Below are 16,020 nucleotides of genomic sequence, written 5' to 3'. Positions count from 1 at the left end.
CTGGACAACACAAATTTTACTGGCCAAACCTGATGTTTTTGGTGAACATTTAGCCCATGAAGAGTTTGAAAATGTTTTCCCCGCGACGTTTGATTGCGACCTCGCTTGCCCTTGTTACATCCGCTGCCGCGTTGCAGGCCGATCCCGGTGTCGTGACCCGCGAAGACCTGGTCCCTTTCGGCCAGGTGGCGTGGACCGCGCCGAATTTCGAGATCCCCAAAGCCTCTCCCAATCTGCCGATCCTTGATCTGACCGACACCTCGCCCGAAGCGACCCTGCTGCGGCAGCTCTATAACCGGGGTCTTGCGGCGGGGTTCGACAACGTCGTCTACGACAACCATGATCGTGGGCATTCCCTGCCGAAAGTGGGGTCCTTTCCGCGGGTCTCGAAGCTTGTCTTTGGTCGTGAGCTGCAGGAGCTTAACCTTGACTACGGTCTTGCGGGGAAGATCATCCTGCCCGCCATCGTGATCGGGAATTCGTCCACCGCCATCACCAGCGGTCAGCGCAAACGCAGCCAACCGCGATTGGCGATGACGACGCCCGCGGGACCGATGCGGGCGTTTCTGACCTATGTGACCAACCACCTTTATATCTATCCGGAACATCGTGATTACGACCGTCAGGATGTCTTTCCGGCAAGCTGGCCCTACATGGTCATCACCCAGGGGTCGTCCTATTCCGACAAACCGTTTATCCGGGCGATGCTCCTGTCGCTTGCTGCGATGCGCCCCGACACCCAGAAAGTTCTGCAAGACAAGAACCTGATCGCACCGACCTTGCAGATGATCCTGCGCCGCAGCCTCAAGGCCGTTTATTCGCGCGAGGCGTACCTGACCGGCTTTGCCCACCCGCCGGTTTTCTCCAAGAAACAACTTGCGCCCGAGCGGATGGTCTCGCTCGCCGCCTCGCTGCAGCCGGATCAGATCCCGCCGATGGTCTATATCGAGGTTGAAGACGAAGATTTCCGCACCGCCGCCGGCTTGGCCGAGCTTTCCGAAATTCTCTTTGATACCCCCTCCGCCGTCGCCCGGGTCTGGCGCGGTCTGGATTTCACCAAGCGAATGGTGGTCTCCGCGGGCAAAACCGCCGATCCCAACGGGCATGAATTGACGTTCACCTGGGTCGTCTTGCGTGGTGACCCCGAGCGGGTGCGAATTTCGCCCATCGGTGACAAAGGCGCCAAGGCCGAAATCAGCGTCGATTGGCATGACACCTGGAAAGTGGTGCCGACGACCGACCGTCTTTCAAACCGCGTCGATATCGGCGTTTTCGCCTCCAACGGCTTTCACGACAGTGCGCCCGCGATCATCTCGATCGGCTTTCCCGGCCACCAGGAACGCACCTATGAACCGGATGCAGGTGGTCAGAACATGCGAATCGCGTCGGTCAACTATGATGCGACGTTCCGCAAATCCTTCTACGACCCGGTGATTTTCTGGACCGCGACCTGGACCGACCAGATGCGCTATGACGACAGCGGCGGTCTTGTCGAAGTCGAACGCCAGTTCCGCAAGAAAACGCAGACGCTCAAAAACCTGTACGAAATGCCGGATGGCCAACAGGTCCGCTATGTCCTGCATGAGCGCGAACGGCACCGGAAGCTCAAGATGAATATTGGCGCGGCCGAGTAAACAGTCCGTTCAAGCGGTACCGACCGGAATGGCTTTCCTTTCGACACGATCCATTGCATTAGACATCCAGCGATTGGAGTATTTGGTTTGCGGCAGATCGAAAAACGAATTCCCGCCCGGGAGGCAAACGGGTCCGCGACCTGCGTTGCTGGCAGCATTCCGGCCATTATTCATCAGACCTTCCTGTCCACGGAACTGCCGGATCGCACCTATGAGGCGGCGCAAAGCTGGCGCGATCACAATCCCGAATGCGAATACCGCTTCTATGATGACGACGATCAGATCGCGCTTCTGTCCGACCGGTTCGATTCGGACGTGCTGGCCGCCTACCACAAGATGCCGCGCGGGGCGCACCGGGCCGATCTTTGGCGATACTGCGTGCTGTTCGAACATGGCGGGGTCTACGCTGATATTGATACGGTCTGCCAATCCAGCCTCAAGTCCGTCCTGCGCCCGGACGACAGCTTTGTCGTGCCGAACACCGGGACCGTGCCCCATGCGGTTTTCAACGCCTTTATCTGCAGCAGCCCGGGCCATCCGATCCTTGAAAAGGCGATCGCGTATGCGACCGAAACCATCCTGAACACCCGGAAATTCGAAGGCTACATGATGGCGGGGCCCGGCGCGCTTGGCATTGCGGTGAACCTTGCGATCGGCCGGGATGCACATGACCCCCATGAGCTTGGCCCGCATGAGGTGGGGTCTGTGGCCTATCGGATCATCGAAAAATGCGCCCCGAACGGCGATCAGCCCCGCCGCGTGGAATCGGATGGCAAAACTGTCATGCTGACCAAGTATGACGGGTATCTCGACGACCTCGAAAGCGCCGGCGTGACCCATTGGGCGCATGGCAAGCCGACCGGTGGACCGGTTAAATCTGCACTTAAAGCGTTGAAGCGGCTTATAAAATAGCCAGCGCCGGTAGCGTCAGCTATATTCCTTGCCGTATTCTTCGTGTTTGCTGAGATAGCGGCACTTGTTGAGAACGACGCCAAGCACGTTTGTGCGCGCGGCCAGTTCCTGCTCGCATTTGTCGATCTCTTCGATGGTCGATTTCTCGGCCTCGGCGACCAGAAGAACGCAATCGACCTGATCGAGGAATGCCAGCGTGTCATCGCCCGCAAAAACCGGGGGCGTGTCGAACACCATGATGTCGGGCTGAAACTGGGCTTCGATTTCGTCGACGACCTTGCCGGCATTTGCCCCCTGCAGGAGTTCGGCAGGGTTGCGCACCGTGTTCTTGTTGCAGCCGAAAAACAGGTTCTTGCCGTAACGGCGCAGGTGCATTTCCGCCGGGTCCTCGCCGGACAGGACGCGCGAAAACTGGCAATCGTCGTTGATCTTGAGCGCCTTGGCAAGTGCGGGCCTGCGCATGTCGAGCTCGATCAGGGCAGCAAAGAAATTGGTCTGTCGCGCGAGGCTGAACGCAAGATTGACACAGGTCAGTGTCTTGCCCGCGCCCTGCGACGGGGACACGATCGCCACCCGTGACCATTTATTGGCCCGCATCTGATGCAGAAGTTTCGTCCGCATCACGTCATAAGGGACAGAATCGTGGCTTGAGCGATAGGCCACGATCCGGCTGCTGGCCAGTTGTTTTTCCTTGGGGTGGAACGCCGGGATTCTTTTCCAGACCTCTTCGCGGCTGGCGACAGACATGTCCTTGGGGATCACATAGGTCTCAAGCGGCGCGTCCTGCGTGCTTTCGGACGCAGGCGCGGCGGCCTCTCGGTTCTGATTCTCGCGCTGCTCTTGCCGGGCCTTACGGGCCTTGTTGAGGGCGGACTGAATACGTTCCATCTTTACCTCTCCAAACTAGTTACCAAACGACTGCCGGAACTGCTTCACCAGATCGGCAATGCCCGTCTTCTCGAGGGCTTTTTCGATCAGCAGATCCATCGGCAGATAATATGTGTGCAGCAGGAACAGGGTGATAGGTATGCCAAGACCAACAATCACCAGTGCCAGGAAAATGATAAACCGTCTCAGGTTCGCCTGACGGCGTGTTCGGATATAGGGCACGGCCACAAAGGGCGCGATCCCCAGCCGGTTCGTCAGGTCAACGGATCGCCGGACGGAATTGTTCAGAAGCTCGATCAGCACGACCACCGCAAGACCCGCCATGATGCCGCCGGCAATACCAGCCGAGGCGATTTTCTTGCGTTTCGGGCTGGTTGGGTTGAGCGGTACCACGGCCTGTTCGATCACGGTGATCCGCTGACCGCGCGACTGCGCCTCGATCTGATCGCCCGTGCGGGCGGCGTTGAAATCGGCCGTCGCCTGATTGTACTGAAGCTGAATATTGTCATAATCCCGCTGAAGCGAGCTCAGTGTGATCGCGTTTGCAGGTGTCCGGTCGATTGACAATTCGAGTTCGGCCAACTCGTCTTCTACGGTCTTCTTCTCCTCAAGGAGAAATTCCATCTGACCATCGAGATCCGCAAGCTGAACCTCGTAGGCGGACATCGCTTCGCCGCCCGAGCCACTCTGCAACGATGCGACCTGTTGCTGTGCGGCATCGACCTGCGCCTTCAGAGCTTTCACCCGCGGGTTGGTTTCCGAATACAGTACCAGGGCCGAGGCCAGTTGGTTACTGAGCTCCTGAAGGCGGAGTTCTTCGGGCGAAAGCTGGTCACCGGTTATCTGTACCTCGCCGGTGCGCTGATAGAGATCGACCAGCCGCATGCGGCGGTCCCGCAGACTGGCCAGTTCCCGTTCCATGTTGAGAACGCGCTCCTGCAAGGACGCCTGCCGGTTCCGGCGAAAATCGAGGCTGTCGGGCAGCGCCCCCTGGTTCTGGCTCTTGAAAGCGAGGATTTTCTGGCCTTGCTCGGCCAGTTCTTCGTCCAGCTTCTTCACCGTGTTCTTGAAGAAATCCAGTGTCTGACCGCTGACCGCGGTTCTGATGGCGGTGTTTTCCTGCAGGATCAGCGTGACAACCTCATTGGTGACCTGCGCTGAGGTCTCGCCTGTCTTTGCCAGGTAGGAGACCAGCACGAACGAAGCCGCATCCCGCCTGCCGGGCAGGGTCATCTTGATGCGTTTGCGCATGTCCGCGACAATTTCGTCGGCGCTGATATTGCGGTCATCTTTGTAGAGGTCGAACTTACGGGCGATATCCAGAAGACTGGCGCGGGTCAGGATCCGCTGCGCGATAATCTCCAGAAGCTCGGCAACACCGGTCCGTACGGTCGAGGACGCAAGATCCCCGGGGATCTGCGGTGATTCAACCAGCAGCTTGGCTTTGGCCTCATATCCGGCGGGCAGGGTATAGGCGACGGTCGTCCCGAAGGCGGAAACGGCGATCGCCACCACCAGGAAATAGTGGAGGCGTCGAAGGAACAGCGACAGGAAAAATTTAAAATCAAGCATCATTACGCGGTCTCGTCGTTCTTTTCCGGTGCAGGGGCGCCGAAGAAGGCGCCATCTTCCAGAACCTGTTCAACAGTCAGCAAGGTTACGGTTTTCTGGTTCTTCGCAAATGCATAGACCATGGACAGGTCACATAGTTGGTTCACAAGTCTTGGCACGCCGTGGGTGTTCTTGTGGACCAGTCTGCTGGCGCTTTCGGTAAACAGGTTCCGCGGCGCACCGGCCTTTTTCAGTCTGTGGCCAATGTAGGCTAAAGTTGTGCTTTCATCCATAGTGTTCAAGTGGAAACTTGATGCAACCCGTTGCGCGAATTGGCGAAGTTCGGGTTGCTGGACAATTTCGCGCAGTTCGGGCTGGCCGACGAGGACAAGCTGCAGCAACTCATCCTTATTGGCGTTGATGTTGGTGAACATCCGCAGCTCTTCAAGCGATTCCTGGCTCAGGTTCTGTGCCTCGTCGAAAATCAGGATGACGCGATTGCCGGCGGCGTATTCCGAAATCAGGTATTCTTGGAACTGGTCGAAGAGGTCGACATAAGTGGCGGCCTCGCTCGCCGGTTGGTCCAGCGACATCAGAACCCACCGCAACAACTCCCCGCGTGAGCCATGGGCATTGGACACCATGCCCACTTTGAAGTTCTCATCCAGGTTCTTGAGGAAATGATGCAGCAGCGTCGTTTTCCCGGCGCCAACCTCACCAGTAATAAGAGTGATCGGCGCGCCGGTGAGTGTTCCGTATTCCAACATCGTGAAGGCCCGCTGGTGGGCAGGGGACCAGAACAGAAAATCCGGGTCGGGCAAAAGCGTAAATGGTCGCTCTTTCAGCTCGAAATGTTGAGTATAAATTTCAATCGTACTGTTCATGGGATTCGTGTAACTCGAATTGCGTGGACCTTCCATTAATTTAACCAGCGGCGAAAGTGCACGGCTTTTGCGCATATAGGGCTTCTTATCCGGTTGATGAACGGCATCTCCCTCTTTTTTTACGGGTTCGTGCGTGTCGCGCCGCGGTGTCCGGCTGCTGGCGAAGGCTGCAGGGTCCGGCGGGTTCGCGCCGGTGGCCTCGGGATCGGGTGCAGATGATGGCTGCTCGCCCTCCGAATCTCCTGATTTGAAGATGTTCACCACTTCCGGCGGCATGGCGGGTGGCGCAAACCTGAAAATCTTACCGCTCATGTCCACCTCTTCACTGCAATGTGGTGGCGCGTTTTCCGGTTCTGACTCGGAATCCTTGCGTCCGCTTCAAGCCAGATCAAGGCGCTTTGTTCAAAAGAAGACAGCTGAATGGAAAAATCGTGGTTTCGGGACGGATCTGCCAGGCAAGATCAAAATAGGCGGTGATTCGCCGAAATTGCCAAAATTCCGCCTTAATATTGAATCCAAATGGCCGAAACTTTTACACAATAGGATTTAGAACCCGGATTGGTCACAAACTGTGCACAATGCACAAGTTACGGTTGTATTATGCAATCTTAACATGTAACAAATGTGTTAATCTCGGAATATCCTTTGAATGTTGCTCTGCGAATGGTACAAAATAGTTAAATAAAAATGTCGTCGATCTTGTCGTCGATTATAATAAAATCTAAGTCGATAGAGCAGAAGTTGTGTGGCCCGTTTTTTCGGGCTGTGAGTATGAACCGTGGTAATGATTAAGGACGCTGTGTACGATGAGCATCCAAGACAATGATTTTGAAACAAGATTTGCATTTGCTGAAAAAGTCGCCCCATTAACTGACTTTAGTAATCTGCAAAAAGGCGCCTACAGACATGTGTTCAAACGCCTGTTCGATTGCGCTCTTGTCCTGATTTCCGCGCCCATCGTGGTGCCGGTCGTGTTGTTCCTGGCCCTGTTGGTTGCCCGGGATGGCCACAACCCCTTCTACAAGCAGTCGCGGATCGGCAAAAATGGTCGCGTCTTCACCATGTGGAAACTGCGGACGATGGTTCATGACGCCGAAGCGCGCCTCGAGAACCACCTCAAGACAAACAAAAGTGCCCGCGCCGAATGGCAAGAAAAGCAAAAGCTTGCTGAGGATCCGCGGATCACGTCGACCGGACAAATGCTGCGCAAGACGTCGCTGGACGAACTGCCCCAGCTTTGGAATGTCCTGATCGGCGACATGAGCATCGTGGGCCCGCGCCCGATGATGCCCGAACAACGTGACCTCTACCCGGGCCGCGCTTACTATGCGCTGCGTCCTCGCGTGACCGGCTACTGGCAGATCTCCGACCGGAACAAGTCGACCTTTGCCGCCCGCGCGAAATTCGACAACCGCTACTACGAAGACGTCAGCCTGTCGACGGATGCATCGATCGTCCTTTCGACTGTTGGTGTTGTACTGCGCGGAACCGGTTGCTAAATTTCACCACAATCATTGGTTACTGATAACGCTTGCGCTTGTTCGCGGGCGTTATCTATCAATTTGGTGAAGCTGCACCGAACGGCCGGTGCCGGCGGAATTACATGAAAGTGGGTCAATCATCATGCGTCTGCGTTTCCCCCCTGCGTCAGCTCTTCTTCTCACGGCCTTCGTGGCGCTTGCCGCCTGCGAAAGCTCGGAGGAACGAGCGGAAAGACACTTCCAGACCGGAATGGCATTGTTGGAAGAGGGGGATGTGTCCCGTGCTCTGGTCGAGTTCCGGAACGTCTTCAAGCTGAACCCGCAACATAAGGAAGCGCGCCTTGCCGCGGCGCGCGCGCATCTGGCGAACGGAAATCGCGGTCGCGCCTATACGCAGTTTACCCGCGTCGCCGAACAGTATCCCGACAATATCGAAGCCCGGACCGAACTGGCCGAAATGGCAATCACCGGAAGTGACTGGGACGAAGCCAAACGTCATGTCGAAGCGGCCTATGAACTGGCCCCCGATGACCCGCGCGTCAAAGTCGTCAACACCGCGCTGCAATATGCCCAAGCCATCACGGATGAAAATTTTGACAAGGCCGACAAGATCGCCATGGATGCTTTCCAGGCGCTTGAGAAAAACCCGGACAATTTCATCGCCCGCCGTATCGTTGTCGATTTTCTGATCCGGAATGAACGGTACGAAGAAGTCATTCCCGTGCTTGATGTCGGCCTTGAGCAGCAGCCTCAGAACTATGATCTGCACTCGACCAAGGTCAGTGTTCAGGCCAATTCCGGCCAGATGGAAGCCCTGGGCGATACGCTACGCACAATGGTCGAAACCTTCCCCGAGGACGAACCCGCCCGCCAGCTTCTGATGGGGTGGTATGTCAATCAGGGCGACAATGACGGTGCCGAGGCGTTCCTTCGGGAATTGGCAAATCGTCCCGATGCGGATGACGAAGCCCACATGGCCGTTATTCAGTTTCTCCGCCTGACCGGTGGCGCCGAAGCGGCACGTGCCGAAGTGGACCGGCTCGTTGAAACCCTCGAAAACCCGATGCGGTTTGTTGCAGTTCAGGCGTCGATGGATTTTGACGATGGCAAGCAGGACGAGGCGATGGCCCAGCTTGAAAAGCTCGTCGATGGTGTCGAAGAGCCGGATGAGGTGACCAATAATGTCAAACTTCTCTTGGCGCGGATGCAGACGGCCACTGGTAACCCCGTGGGCGCCCGCGCGCGGATCGAAGAAATCATCGAAAGCGACAGCAGCCACGTTGGCGCGTTGAAAATGCGCGCGGCCTGGTACATCGACGAAGACCAGACCGGTGACGCGATCATTGATCTGCGGACCGCCCTGGCGCAGGCCCCCCGGGATGCCGAGATCATGACCCTGATGGCCGCGGCGCATGAGCGGGCCGGCGATCGCGAGCTTGCCGGGGAGCGGTATTCGCTTGCTGTTGAACTGTCAGAACAAGCGCCGGCGGAATCGCTGCGCTATGCGAATTACCTGACGGGTCTTGAACGGACCGAGGCGGCCGAAGCCGTTCTTGATGAGGCTTTGCTGAAGAACCCAAACAACCTTGAACTGCTGCAGGCCATGGTCGCCATCCAACTGCAGAACAAGGATTGGAACGAAGTGCAGCGCATCATCTGGAAGCTGCGCTCGATCGAAACCGAAGAGTCTGAGAACATCGCCAATGCGGTGCAAGCGGAAATGATGCTCCAGCAGGATCGTGTCGACGAAACGGTCGAATATCTCCGGCAGCTTTCGGAAGGTGAAGATGGCCTGCCCGCCTTTGCCGCGCTCGTCGAAACCCAGGTTCAGGCCGGAAATATCGACGAGGCCGTAACCCTGGTCGAGGCACGTCTTGCCGAAAGCCCGGAGGATGGAAACCTACGGAACCTGCGAGCTGGTCTGCACCTGGTGAAGGATGAACGGGCCGAGGCGGAGGCGATTTATGTTTCGCTCCTGAACGACTTCCCCGGAAACGACCGCGTCCTGCGCACCCTTTACAGCATCTACATGGCGAGTGACCGCGAAGATGAAGCGCGCAAGCTGGTGGATGAGCAGGTGGCAATCGCCGATCAGGTCCCCGGTGCAACCGACGTGTATTTCCTCAAGGCGGAAATCCTTGAACGTGACCGGGATTTTGACGGGGCGATTGCGATCTACGAAGATCTTTATGAGCGCAACAGCAACAACATCGTCATCGCCAACAACCTGGCGAGCCTGATCGCCACGCATATGGATAGCGAAGAAAGCCTGAACCGGGCCTATGCGGTCGCGCGTCGCCTGCGCGGCATCGAAATTCCTGCGTTGCAGGACACCTACGGCTGGATCGAATATCGCCGTGGAAACTACGAAGAGGCCGTCAAACACCTTGAACCCGCTGCGGAAGGCCTGCCGAACGATCCGTTGGTGCAGTATCATTTGGGGCGCACATATGTCGCCCTGGATCGCAAAGAGGATGCCAAAAGGCAGCTGCAGAAAGCGATCGACATTGCCGGAGAAAACCCCCTGCCGCAACTGGTCAAGGCGCGTGAGATCCTTGAAGAGTTGGGCGCCCCGGCGACCAGCGAATAACCCGAGGGGTCTAACCAATTATTGAGGGCGTCCCGGTAGCGGGGCGCCCTTCTTCGTTGGTGATCGTCACAACTTCGCTGCCTCGCCAAAGCTCTCCTCACGGCTATCTCGCTAGCCAATCGACGCTGCAACGGTCAAGCCGCCTATTGCCTTGGACGTGCCTAGCGGAGATCTGAGAATTGCTCTGTGGGGCGCTTTACCCAGGATCATTGGTCGTGGGGTGCCTGCAAGATGCGCATCGGTGGTCGACGCGATGGCGGGTTGTTTGCCCGTTGCAGCGCCGGGCCATCCGCTCGTTCTTGTGCGACCCGAGAACGACGATCGCACAAAAAGAAAGGGGCCTTGCGGCCCCTCTCAAAACTCTATGAAGAAATCCTTAGGCTTTCTTCTTGCGGCGAACCACTGCGAAGCCACCCATGGCGCTCAGCAGAAGAAGACCACCCGCCGGAAGCGGAACAACCGAAATCCGAACGACCATGTCGTCATAGTCCGAGTCGCCGCGGCCGTCGCCGAAGAACGCTAGAACGTTTTTCGAGTTCTCTTGGTAGAAGGCCATCGACAGTGACGGATCAGTTTGACCGACATTGTTCGTGATGCTTTCAGGACCAGCGTCCTTGATCGTCTCAAACGCCAATGCAATCCAGTCCGGAAGGTCCACAGCCGAAATTGTTGCGCCAGCAGCCCCATTATTTGACAGACTTCCGCCTGCAAGATTGAAGACTGTATTGGACGCATTGGCATCTTTGCCAAGGAACATGATGCTAATCTTGCTCTTATCGCTCAGCGCCAAGCCGTTGTTGGTGTCGAATGCGTCACCTCCAAAACCAAAGGCTTTGATTGTGTCGCCGTCACCGACGGTCGGCACCAAGGCGGGATCAAATGCCGCAAGCGGTGCGTAGTTAGGATTATGGCTACCATCCAGGGTAACGTCCGCACCCCCGACAATAGAAAGTGATGCTGCACTTACAGCAGTCGCCAAAAACAGCGAACTGATGGCTGCGCCAATTGCTAGTTTCATTGTAAACTCCCACAATATGGTTACTCGTTTCGACCTGCCCCCCAAAGCACTGCACACTAAATGGATCAGTCCGAAATCATTTACATTTTTAGTACATTATGCGGCCAAAAAAAAGCCACATCTCCAGTTATACACCCTAGGCGTGTATATTCTAAGGTTTTTTTCAAAGTTTTTAAAAACTGAGCCGAAAATCCTCAAAGAATGACCGTTTTACTGGTCTGAGATCGGCGACATTCGCTGAAAAAACAGGTTTCGTTTCCAAATCAGAAACAATTCCCACCCAAGTGATTCGATTCGGAATGAGGCATGCTGCCGAAGATCTGTTATCGGCAGCTACATCAAGGACTATCAAATGGCTGGTGTCGGGAAATAGATCTTTGTATCTAAAGGCTTATGCGGTTGTCGTCAGCGGCTCGTCAGAGCCCTTGAGGTGCAGGCAAATCACCGCCCGGACCAGTACCAGCGCCATCGCTGAGATGCCTACGCCGACATAGATCGCGAAGGCCAACAGGAGGGACATGCCGGAGATGAGAGCCGCGATTGCCGCGACCAATCCGCAGAAAACACTCGCTAGTACAAAAACAACCATTTCAAGCCAGCTCCTCATAAAAGGCTCCCAACCCTCAAGATCCGATTGAAAGCAGCCTGCGGGCCGAGACGTGCAATTCTTGGTCATAATTGGGGCAAAACAATGAAAGGACCGTTAAGGTATTTCAAAGTTGATACAATTCGGGTCTGGCACCAAAATTGTTGCGTGGCTGGCACGAGTGGCGCAAGAACAGGGGCAATTCGTGCCTATTCGTTAAAAAATGCTTCCGTAACTTTGGATTACAGCCTATTTTTAAGGCTAAGCGTATTGATATTGAAAGAATCGAGAGTTCATCATGAAACGTATCATCACACATCTCCTGGCAGTTCTGCTGCTTGTTCCCGTGATCTCGGCAACGGCGTCCGCTCAAGACAGCTATCGGATCAAACCCGGGGATGTGGTGCGTGTCGAAGTTCTCGAAGATGCGACACTCAACCGGGATGCCATCGTGTTGCCGGACGGGCGGATTTCTTTGCCGCTCGCAGGCAACATCAAGGCGGGCGGCCGCAGCGTCGAAGAAGTGCGCAGTGACGTGATCGCCACGTTGGCGTCGAATTTCGCCACCGAGCCCACCGTTTTCGTCTCGCTGTCGCAGCTTGCCGCGCCGAAGGCGACCGTAAGCGCCGCCAAAAGCACCAATACGATCTACATCCTTGGTGAAGTCGCGAACCCGGGCGCCCATGCGGTCGAGCGTGGCACCACCATGTTGCAGGCTCTGGCGCAGGTCGGAGGCTTCTCGCAATTCGCCGCCACAAAGCGCATCCAACTCCGCCGCACGGACAAGTCCAAGAAAGAGCGGATCTACAACGTGAACTACAAAGACATCCTTGCAGGAAAAACCAGCATCGGCACGACGGTCATGGAATCGGGCGACGTGATCATTGTGCCGCAAAGACGATTGTTCGAATAAAAACAACCCGATCTTGAGGGGGCAGTATTGGCAAAACAACAAATCGTTCGCGCAGCAGCAGCGAGTGGATTGACGCTTTTCATTCTTCCGGCGCTTGCCCAGGAAGAGAGCGGGATTTCCATGACACTGGGTGTCGAGCAGCGGTTCGAAACAGGCGATAACCTGGGTCTGGAAACGCCCGAAGAAGGCAACACGACCCTGTCCACGACCACATTAACCTTTGGTCTTAACACGGCGACGTCCAACCAATCCCTCGGAGTTAACGCGGGGATCAAGTTGCGCGCCGGAGAATTGCCGTCGAACAGCGATATCGACACCGGGATCGTCGAACCGCAGCTATCTTTCAACTACATGCTTCAGAGCCCCAACGCCGTTCTGAACGTCGATGGCAGCTACCGTGAAAGCGACATTTCCTTCACGCCGGCGATTGGCGATCTGACCGACGCCAATGGCCAGCGCATCCTGCCGCCCGATTTCGATGATCTCGAAGGGTCGGGCATCCGACGCAATTATGATCTTGGCGCCAGCCTTGAAACCGGACGCAACGCGCCGCTCGGCTTCGTGTTCGACGCAAGTATTCGCGGCATCAGCTACGATCAGCAATCTGCTAACCTCGAAGACAATTTCCGCTATGCCGCGGGCGTCCGTGCGAATTTCCGGTTCACGGAGGTTACCACCGGGTTTGCGTCTTACAATTTCGATCATTTCGAGGAAGACGACGCCCTGAATACCGAGCGTGACACCAATGCGGTCGAAATCGGTGTTAGTCAGCAGTTGTCGCAGCGGGCCAGTTTCGAAGCCGCGATCGGCTATACGGAAATCGACGAAGAACTGAATGGCATCAGTTCGACAAGCTCGGGCGCAACGGGGCGCCTGTCATTCAACTATCTGATGCCGGATGGGTCGATCAACACATCCTATTCGACATCCCGCGATCAGGATGGCGCGCGGCACACGGTCAATGTCGGTCGTACCTTCACGTTGCCCACCGGCCAGTTCGCCATAGAGATTGGTGCGACACAGGATGAAAGCGGCGATCCCGACCTGGTCGGGAGCTTGAATTACACTCGGGACATGCCGACCGGTGTCATCAGCGTCGGCCTGAACCGGAATGTCTCGACCAGCAGTGAAGACGAAGAGCGGGTCACAACCACCGCCGACCTCGGGTACGATCACGAGATCAACAGCATTTCGAGCATCGGTTTTGATTTGTCCTTCGGCCTTTCCGAAGCGACGGGCGGCGTCAATAACGACGACACCCGCCGAACCGATGTTTCGGCGAGCTATAACCGCCGGGTGACCGAAGATTGGAGCATGTCGACCGGGGTCGAATACCGGATCCGTGACGAGGACCTTGCGGGCAAATCGGACTCGACGTCGATCTTCCTGACCCTGAACCGTGATTTCAACCTCCTGCGCTGAGATGCCATGGCATCGCCGCAGGGGGCCGGATCAGGACGTTGAAATCCGGGTTCCGTGATGGACGACGACGCGAAATCTGGCATCTGGTCCCCGGTGATCCTGTTCTTCCTGCTGAGCTCGACCTTCGTTGAACTCACGTTGCAACTGGCCGATGCCGGCCTTTTGGGCATGCCTCGCCTGAGGATTCTGACCTATCAGAACGCGGCATTCTGGCCGGGCCTTTTACATGGCTGGATTCCGAACTATGCGGCACAGCCCTTCACCATGTTTCTGACCTACGCCTTCGTGCATGGCGGCCTCATGCACCTCATCTTCAACATGGTCACCCTGGTGTCGCTCGGGGTGGCCGTTATCCGCGACGTCGGCCAGATCGGATTTCTCATCGTCTATGCGGTTTCTACACTGACGGGGGCGTTGGTGTTTGTCGTTTTCACCACGTCGTTCCAGCCGATGGTCGGCGCCTCCGGTGCCCTCTTCGGGCTTGCCGGTGCGCTTGTGTGGTGGAATATAGTCTATACTTTTCAAACAGATGCAACAATCGCGGTCAAAGCGGCATCGGTGATTTGGCCTGTCACGGTCCTGATCCTGTTGAACGTCTTCATGTATTACGGCTTCGACAAGAATGTCGCCTGGGAAACCCACCTCGGCGGGTTCGTCGGCGGCGTCCTGGTGGCGCTTTTCTATCGCGATCACCTCGTCGAAGACGCTGGTGAGTAAGTTCTACCGACCTTACTCCACCGCGATCTGATCGACGGTCATCACCGAATTGCGCGTCACCTCATCGACCACCTCTTCGTGGCCGACGCCAAGGGCCACCCGTAGCGCGATATAGGCATTGGCCAGGTCCCGTTTGTTTGCCGCCAATATTGCCCGTGCATTGGAAACTGATCTCTCGCGGTCGATCAGGTCAAGCACTGTCGTATCCCCGTTTTCCACCAACAGGCGGCGGGTCAGATCAAGTGACCGCTGGTTCAACTCGACCACCTTGCGGGAGGCGCGCACAGCTTGGTTTGCAGCGCGCAGTTCGGCAAGGGCGGTTTCCACCTGCTCGATCGCGACCAGGACCGTGCGCCGCCAGACCAGGTAGGCCTGCTGCGCCCGCGATTCTGCACCCTCGGCCGACGCCTTGAGTGAAGGTTGCGAAAAGACCGGCACGGACAGGCCCGCAACGATACTTTCGTTCCATGATCCACTGTTCAGCGGCGCGGTGACCAGACCGCTCAAGCTGAGGCTGGGATAACGTGACGCCTCTGCGACACCGACATCTGACACAGCCGCGGCATAGTTCCGTTCGGCCAGGCGGATATCGGGCCGCGCCCGAAGCAGATCCGCCGGCACGCCCATCTCTGCCACGCCTCTGGGCTGCGGTTGCGTCCCCTTGTAGCCCAGATCGACGCCCAACTCGCCAACCGGCACGCCCAGCAGGGTCGAAATCCGATTGCGTTGCTGGATGATGTCCGCGGTGATGGCAGGAATCTCCGCCTGCGTTTCGGATACCAGCGCCTCGGCGCGCAACACGTCCAGCTTGGTTGCCGCACCGACATCCAACTGCTTGTTCAGATCCCGCAACGTCCGGCGGCGCGACCGCAGGTCCTGCTGACGGGTCTCAAGATTTCTTTGCAGGAAACGCATATCGACATAAGCCGTCCCCAGGTTGGACAGAAGCAGACGACGCGCTTCGCCCACACCGATTTCGGCCGCTTCGAGCCGCTGATTTGCTGCCCTGGTGGCCCATTGCGTCCGCCCACCAAGACCAAAAGCCCCTGTCAGGCTGACCTGCACATTCTCGCCCGCGCGGCTGTTGCCGGTCGCCTCGACCTCGCCATTGCCGGAAAGGGCCACACTGTCCCGGCGCACATTGGCCTCCGCCTCGCGGACACGTTCACGCGCCTCGGCAACATCAAGATTGCCTTCCATCCCTTCACGCACCAGCGTGTTTAGGACCGGATCGTTGAAATCTGTCCACCAGTTGAGGTCGCGGGTGCTGGCCTTGGTAACCGGGGCCACAAGGGAATACCGGTCAGGCAAATCAATTTCGGGTGTCTTGTACATCGGGCCAACGGTACAGCCCGACAGGATCAAACCTGCCCCGATGGTTAGGACAATGCGCATAGGAACTGCTCTTTTACTGCCTCGTTTGA

13 protein-coding genes are annotated in these 16,020 nt (G+C 56.9%); 7 read left to right on the top strand and 6 right to left on the bottom strand.

Going from position 1 to position 16,020, the window contains the following annotated elements; translation table 11 throughout:
• Positions 1-71 precede the first annotated feature (71 nt).
• A complete protein-coding gene (locus RBB29_RS09905) occupies positions 72-1,634 on the top strand; it encodes a hypothetical protein (protein WP_306121140.1) in 1,563 nt (520 codons plus the stop codon).
• 87 nt (positions 1,635-1,721) lie between these two features.
• Positions 1,722-2,546 (top strand): glycosyltransferase family 32 protein, encoded by an 825-nt coding sequence (locus RBB29_RS09900; RefSeq protein ID WP_306114903.1) that lies wholly within the window; start codon positions 1,722-1,724, stop codon positions 2,544-2,546.
• Between the two features lie 15 nt (positions 2,547-2,561).
• Here RBB29_RS09900 and RBB29_RS09895 read toward each other — a convergent pair whose 3' ends face one another.
• Genes RBB29_RS09895 through RBB29_RS09885 form a run of 3 tightly spaced genes read right to left on the bottom strand, consistent with a single transcriptional unit; the run spans position 2,562 to position 6,181 of the window.
• Positions 2,562-3,434 (bottom strand): CpsD/CapB family tyrosine-protein kinase, encoded by an 873-nt coding sequence (locus RBB29_RS09895; RefSeq protein ID WP_306114902.1) that lies wholly within the window; start codon positions 3,432-3,434, stop codon positions 2,562-2,564.
• A gap of 15 nt (positions 3,435-3,449) precedes the next feature.
• Positions 3,450-5,009 carry a lipopolysaccharide biosynthesis protein gene (locus tag RBB29_RS09890; RefSeq protein WP_306114901.1) on the bottom strand — a complete coding sequence of 520 codons (1,560 nt, stop codon included), beginning with the start codon at positions 5,007-5,009 and terminating at the stop codon, positions 3,450-3,452.
• Positions 5,009-6,181, bottom strand: a complete 1,173-nt coding sequence (locus tag RBB29_RS09885; protein ID WP_306114900.1) for an ExeA family protein — start codon at positions 6,179-6,181, stop codon at positions 5,009-5,011. Before RBB29_RS09885 ends, RBB29_RS09890 begins: the two co-directional genes overlap by 1 nt.
• Before the next feature lie 494 nt (positions 6,182-6,675).
• Between RBB29_RS09885 and RBB29_RS09880 the strand changes: the two genes are divergently transcribed.
• Complete coding sequence (locus RBB29_RS09880; RefSeq protein WP_306121139.1) at positions 6,676-7,368, top strand: sugar transferase; 693 nt, start codon at positions 6,676-6,678, stop codon at positions 7,366-7,368.
• Positions 7,369-7,492: 124 nt separating this feature from the next.
• On the top strand, positions 7,493-9,940 hold the full coding sequence (locus tag RBB29_RS09875; RefSeq protein ID WP_306114898.1) for a tetratricopeptide repeat protein: 2,448 nt from the start codon (positions 7,493-7,495) through the stop codon (positions 9,938-9,940).
• Between the two features lie 376 nt (positions 9,941-10,316).
• On the opposite strand, the gene RBB29_RS09870 is transcribed toward RBB29_RS09875, so the two are convergent.
• Positions 10,317-10,958 (bottom strand): VPLPA-CTERM sorting domain-containing protein, encoded by a 642-nt coding sequence (locus RBB29_RS09870; RefSeq protein WP_306114897.1) that lies wholly within the window; start codon positions 10,956-10,958, stop codon positions 10,317-10,319.
• 391 nt (positions 10,959-11,349) lie between these two features.
• Positions 11,350-11,547 (bottom strand): hypothetical protein, encoded by a 198-nt coding sequence (locus RBB29_RS09865; RefSeq protein WP_306114896.1) that lies wholly within the window; start codon positions 11,545-11,547, stop codon positions 11,350-11,352.
• A gap of 295 nt (positions 11,548-11,842) precedes the next feature.
• On the opposite strand from RBB29_RS09865, the gene RBB29_RS09860 reads away from it, so the two are divergent.
• The 3 genes from RBB29_RS09860 to RBB29_RS09850 are packed head-to-tail and all read left to right on the top strand — an operon-like array spanning position 11,843 to position 14,596.
• The gene (locus tag RBB29_RS09860; protein ID WP_306114895.1) at positions 11,843-12,457 is read left to right on the top strand and encodes a polysaccharide biosynthesis/export family protein; all 615 of its coding nucleotides are present in this window, start codon (positions 11,843-11,845) and stop codon (positions 12,455-12,457) included.
• Between the two features lie 27 nt (positions 12,458-12,484).
• Entirely contained in the window at positions 12,485-13,879 is a 1,395-nt protein-coding gene (locus RBB29_RS09855) for a hypothetical protein (RefSeq protein ID WP_306114894.1), read from the top strand.
• A gap of 57 nt (positions 13,880-13,936) precedes the next feature.
• Positions 13,937-14,596, top strand: coding sequence for a rhomboid family intramembrane serine protease (locus RBB29_RS09850; protein ID WP_306114893.1), 660 nt, complete (start codon positions 13,937-13,939; stop codon positions 14,594-14,596).
• 12 nt (positions 14,597-14,608) lie between these two features.
• On the opposite strand, the gene RBB29_RS09845 is transcribed toward RBB29_RS09850, so the two are convergent.
• On the bottom strand, positions 14,609-15,991 hold the full coding sequence (locus RBB29_RS09845; RefSeq protein ID WP_306114892.1) for an efflux transporter outer membrane subunit: 1,383 nt from the start codon (positions 15,989-15,991) through the stop codon (positions 14,609-14,611).
• Positions 15,992-16,020 lie beyond the last annotated feature (29 nt).

It is taken from the genome of Roseovarius sp. MMSF_3359, assembly GCF_030733385.1.
GTDB lineage: Bacteria > Pseudomonadota > Alphaproteobacteria > Rhodobacterales > Rhodobacteraceae > Roseovarius.
The sequence above is the reverse complement of the archived record's forward strand: the minus strand, read 5'-3'. Positions and strand labels throughout refer to the sequence as shown.

Coding starts and splice junctions, on each gene's coding strand:
- RBB29_RS09905 (WP_306121140.1), top strand. CDS start 72: ATGTTTTCCCCGCGACGTTTGATTGCGACCTCGCTTGCCCTTGTTACA.
- RBB29_RS09895 (WP_306114902.1), bottom strand. CDS start 3,434: ATGGAACGTATTCAGTCCGCCCTCAACAAGGCCCGTAAGGCCCGGCAA.
- RBB29_RS09890 (WP_306114901.1), bottom strand. CDS start 5,009: ATGATGCTTGATTTTAAATTTTTCCTGTCGCTGTTCCTTCGACGCCTC.
- RBB29_RS09885 (WP_306114900.1), bottom strand. CDS start 6,181: ATGAGCGGTAAGATTTTCAGGTTTGCGCCACCCGCCATGCCGCCGGAA.
- RBB29_RS09880 (WP_306121139.1), top strand. CDS start 6,676: ATGAGCATCCAAGACAATGATTTTGAAACAAGATTTGCATTTGCTGAA.
- RBB29_RS09875 (WP_306114898.1), top strand. CDS start 7,493: ATGCGTCTGCGTTTCCCCCCTGCGTCAGCTCTTCTTCTCACGGCCTTC.
- RBB29_RS09870 (WP_306114897.1), bottom strand. CDS start 10,958: ATGAAACTAGCAATTGGCGCAGCCATCAGTTCGCTGTTTTTGGCGACT.
- RBB29_RS09865 (WP_306114896.1), bottom strand. CDS start 11,547: ATGGTTGTTTTTGTACTAGCGAGTGTTTTCTGCGGATTGGTCGCGGCA.
- RBB29_RS09860 (WP_306114895.1), top strand. CDS start 11,843: ATGAAACGTATCATCACACATCTCCTGGCAGTTCTGCTGCTTGTTCCC.
- RBB29_RS09850 (WP_306114893.1), top strand. CDS start 13,937: ATGGACGACGACGCGAAATCTGGCATCTGGTCCCCGGTGATCCTGTTC.
- RBB29_RS09845 (WP_306114892.1), bottom strand. CDS start 15,991: ATGCGCATTGTCCTAACCATCGGGGCAGGTTTGATCCTGTCGGGCTGT.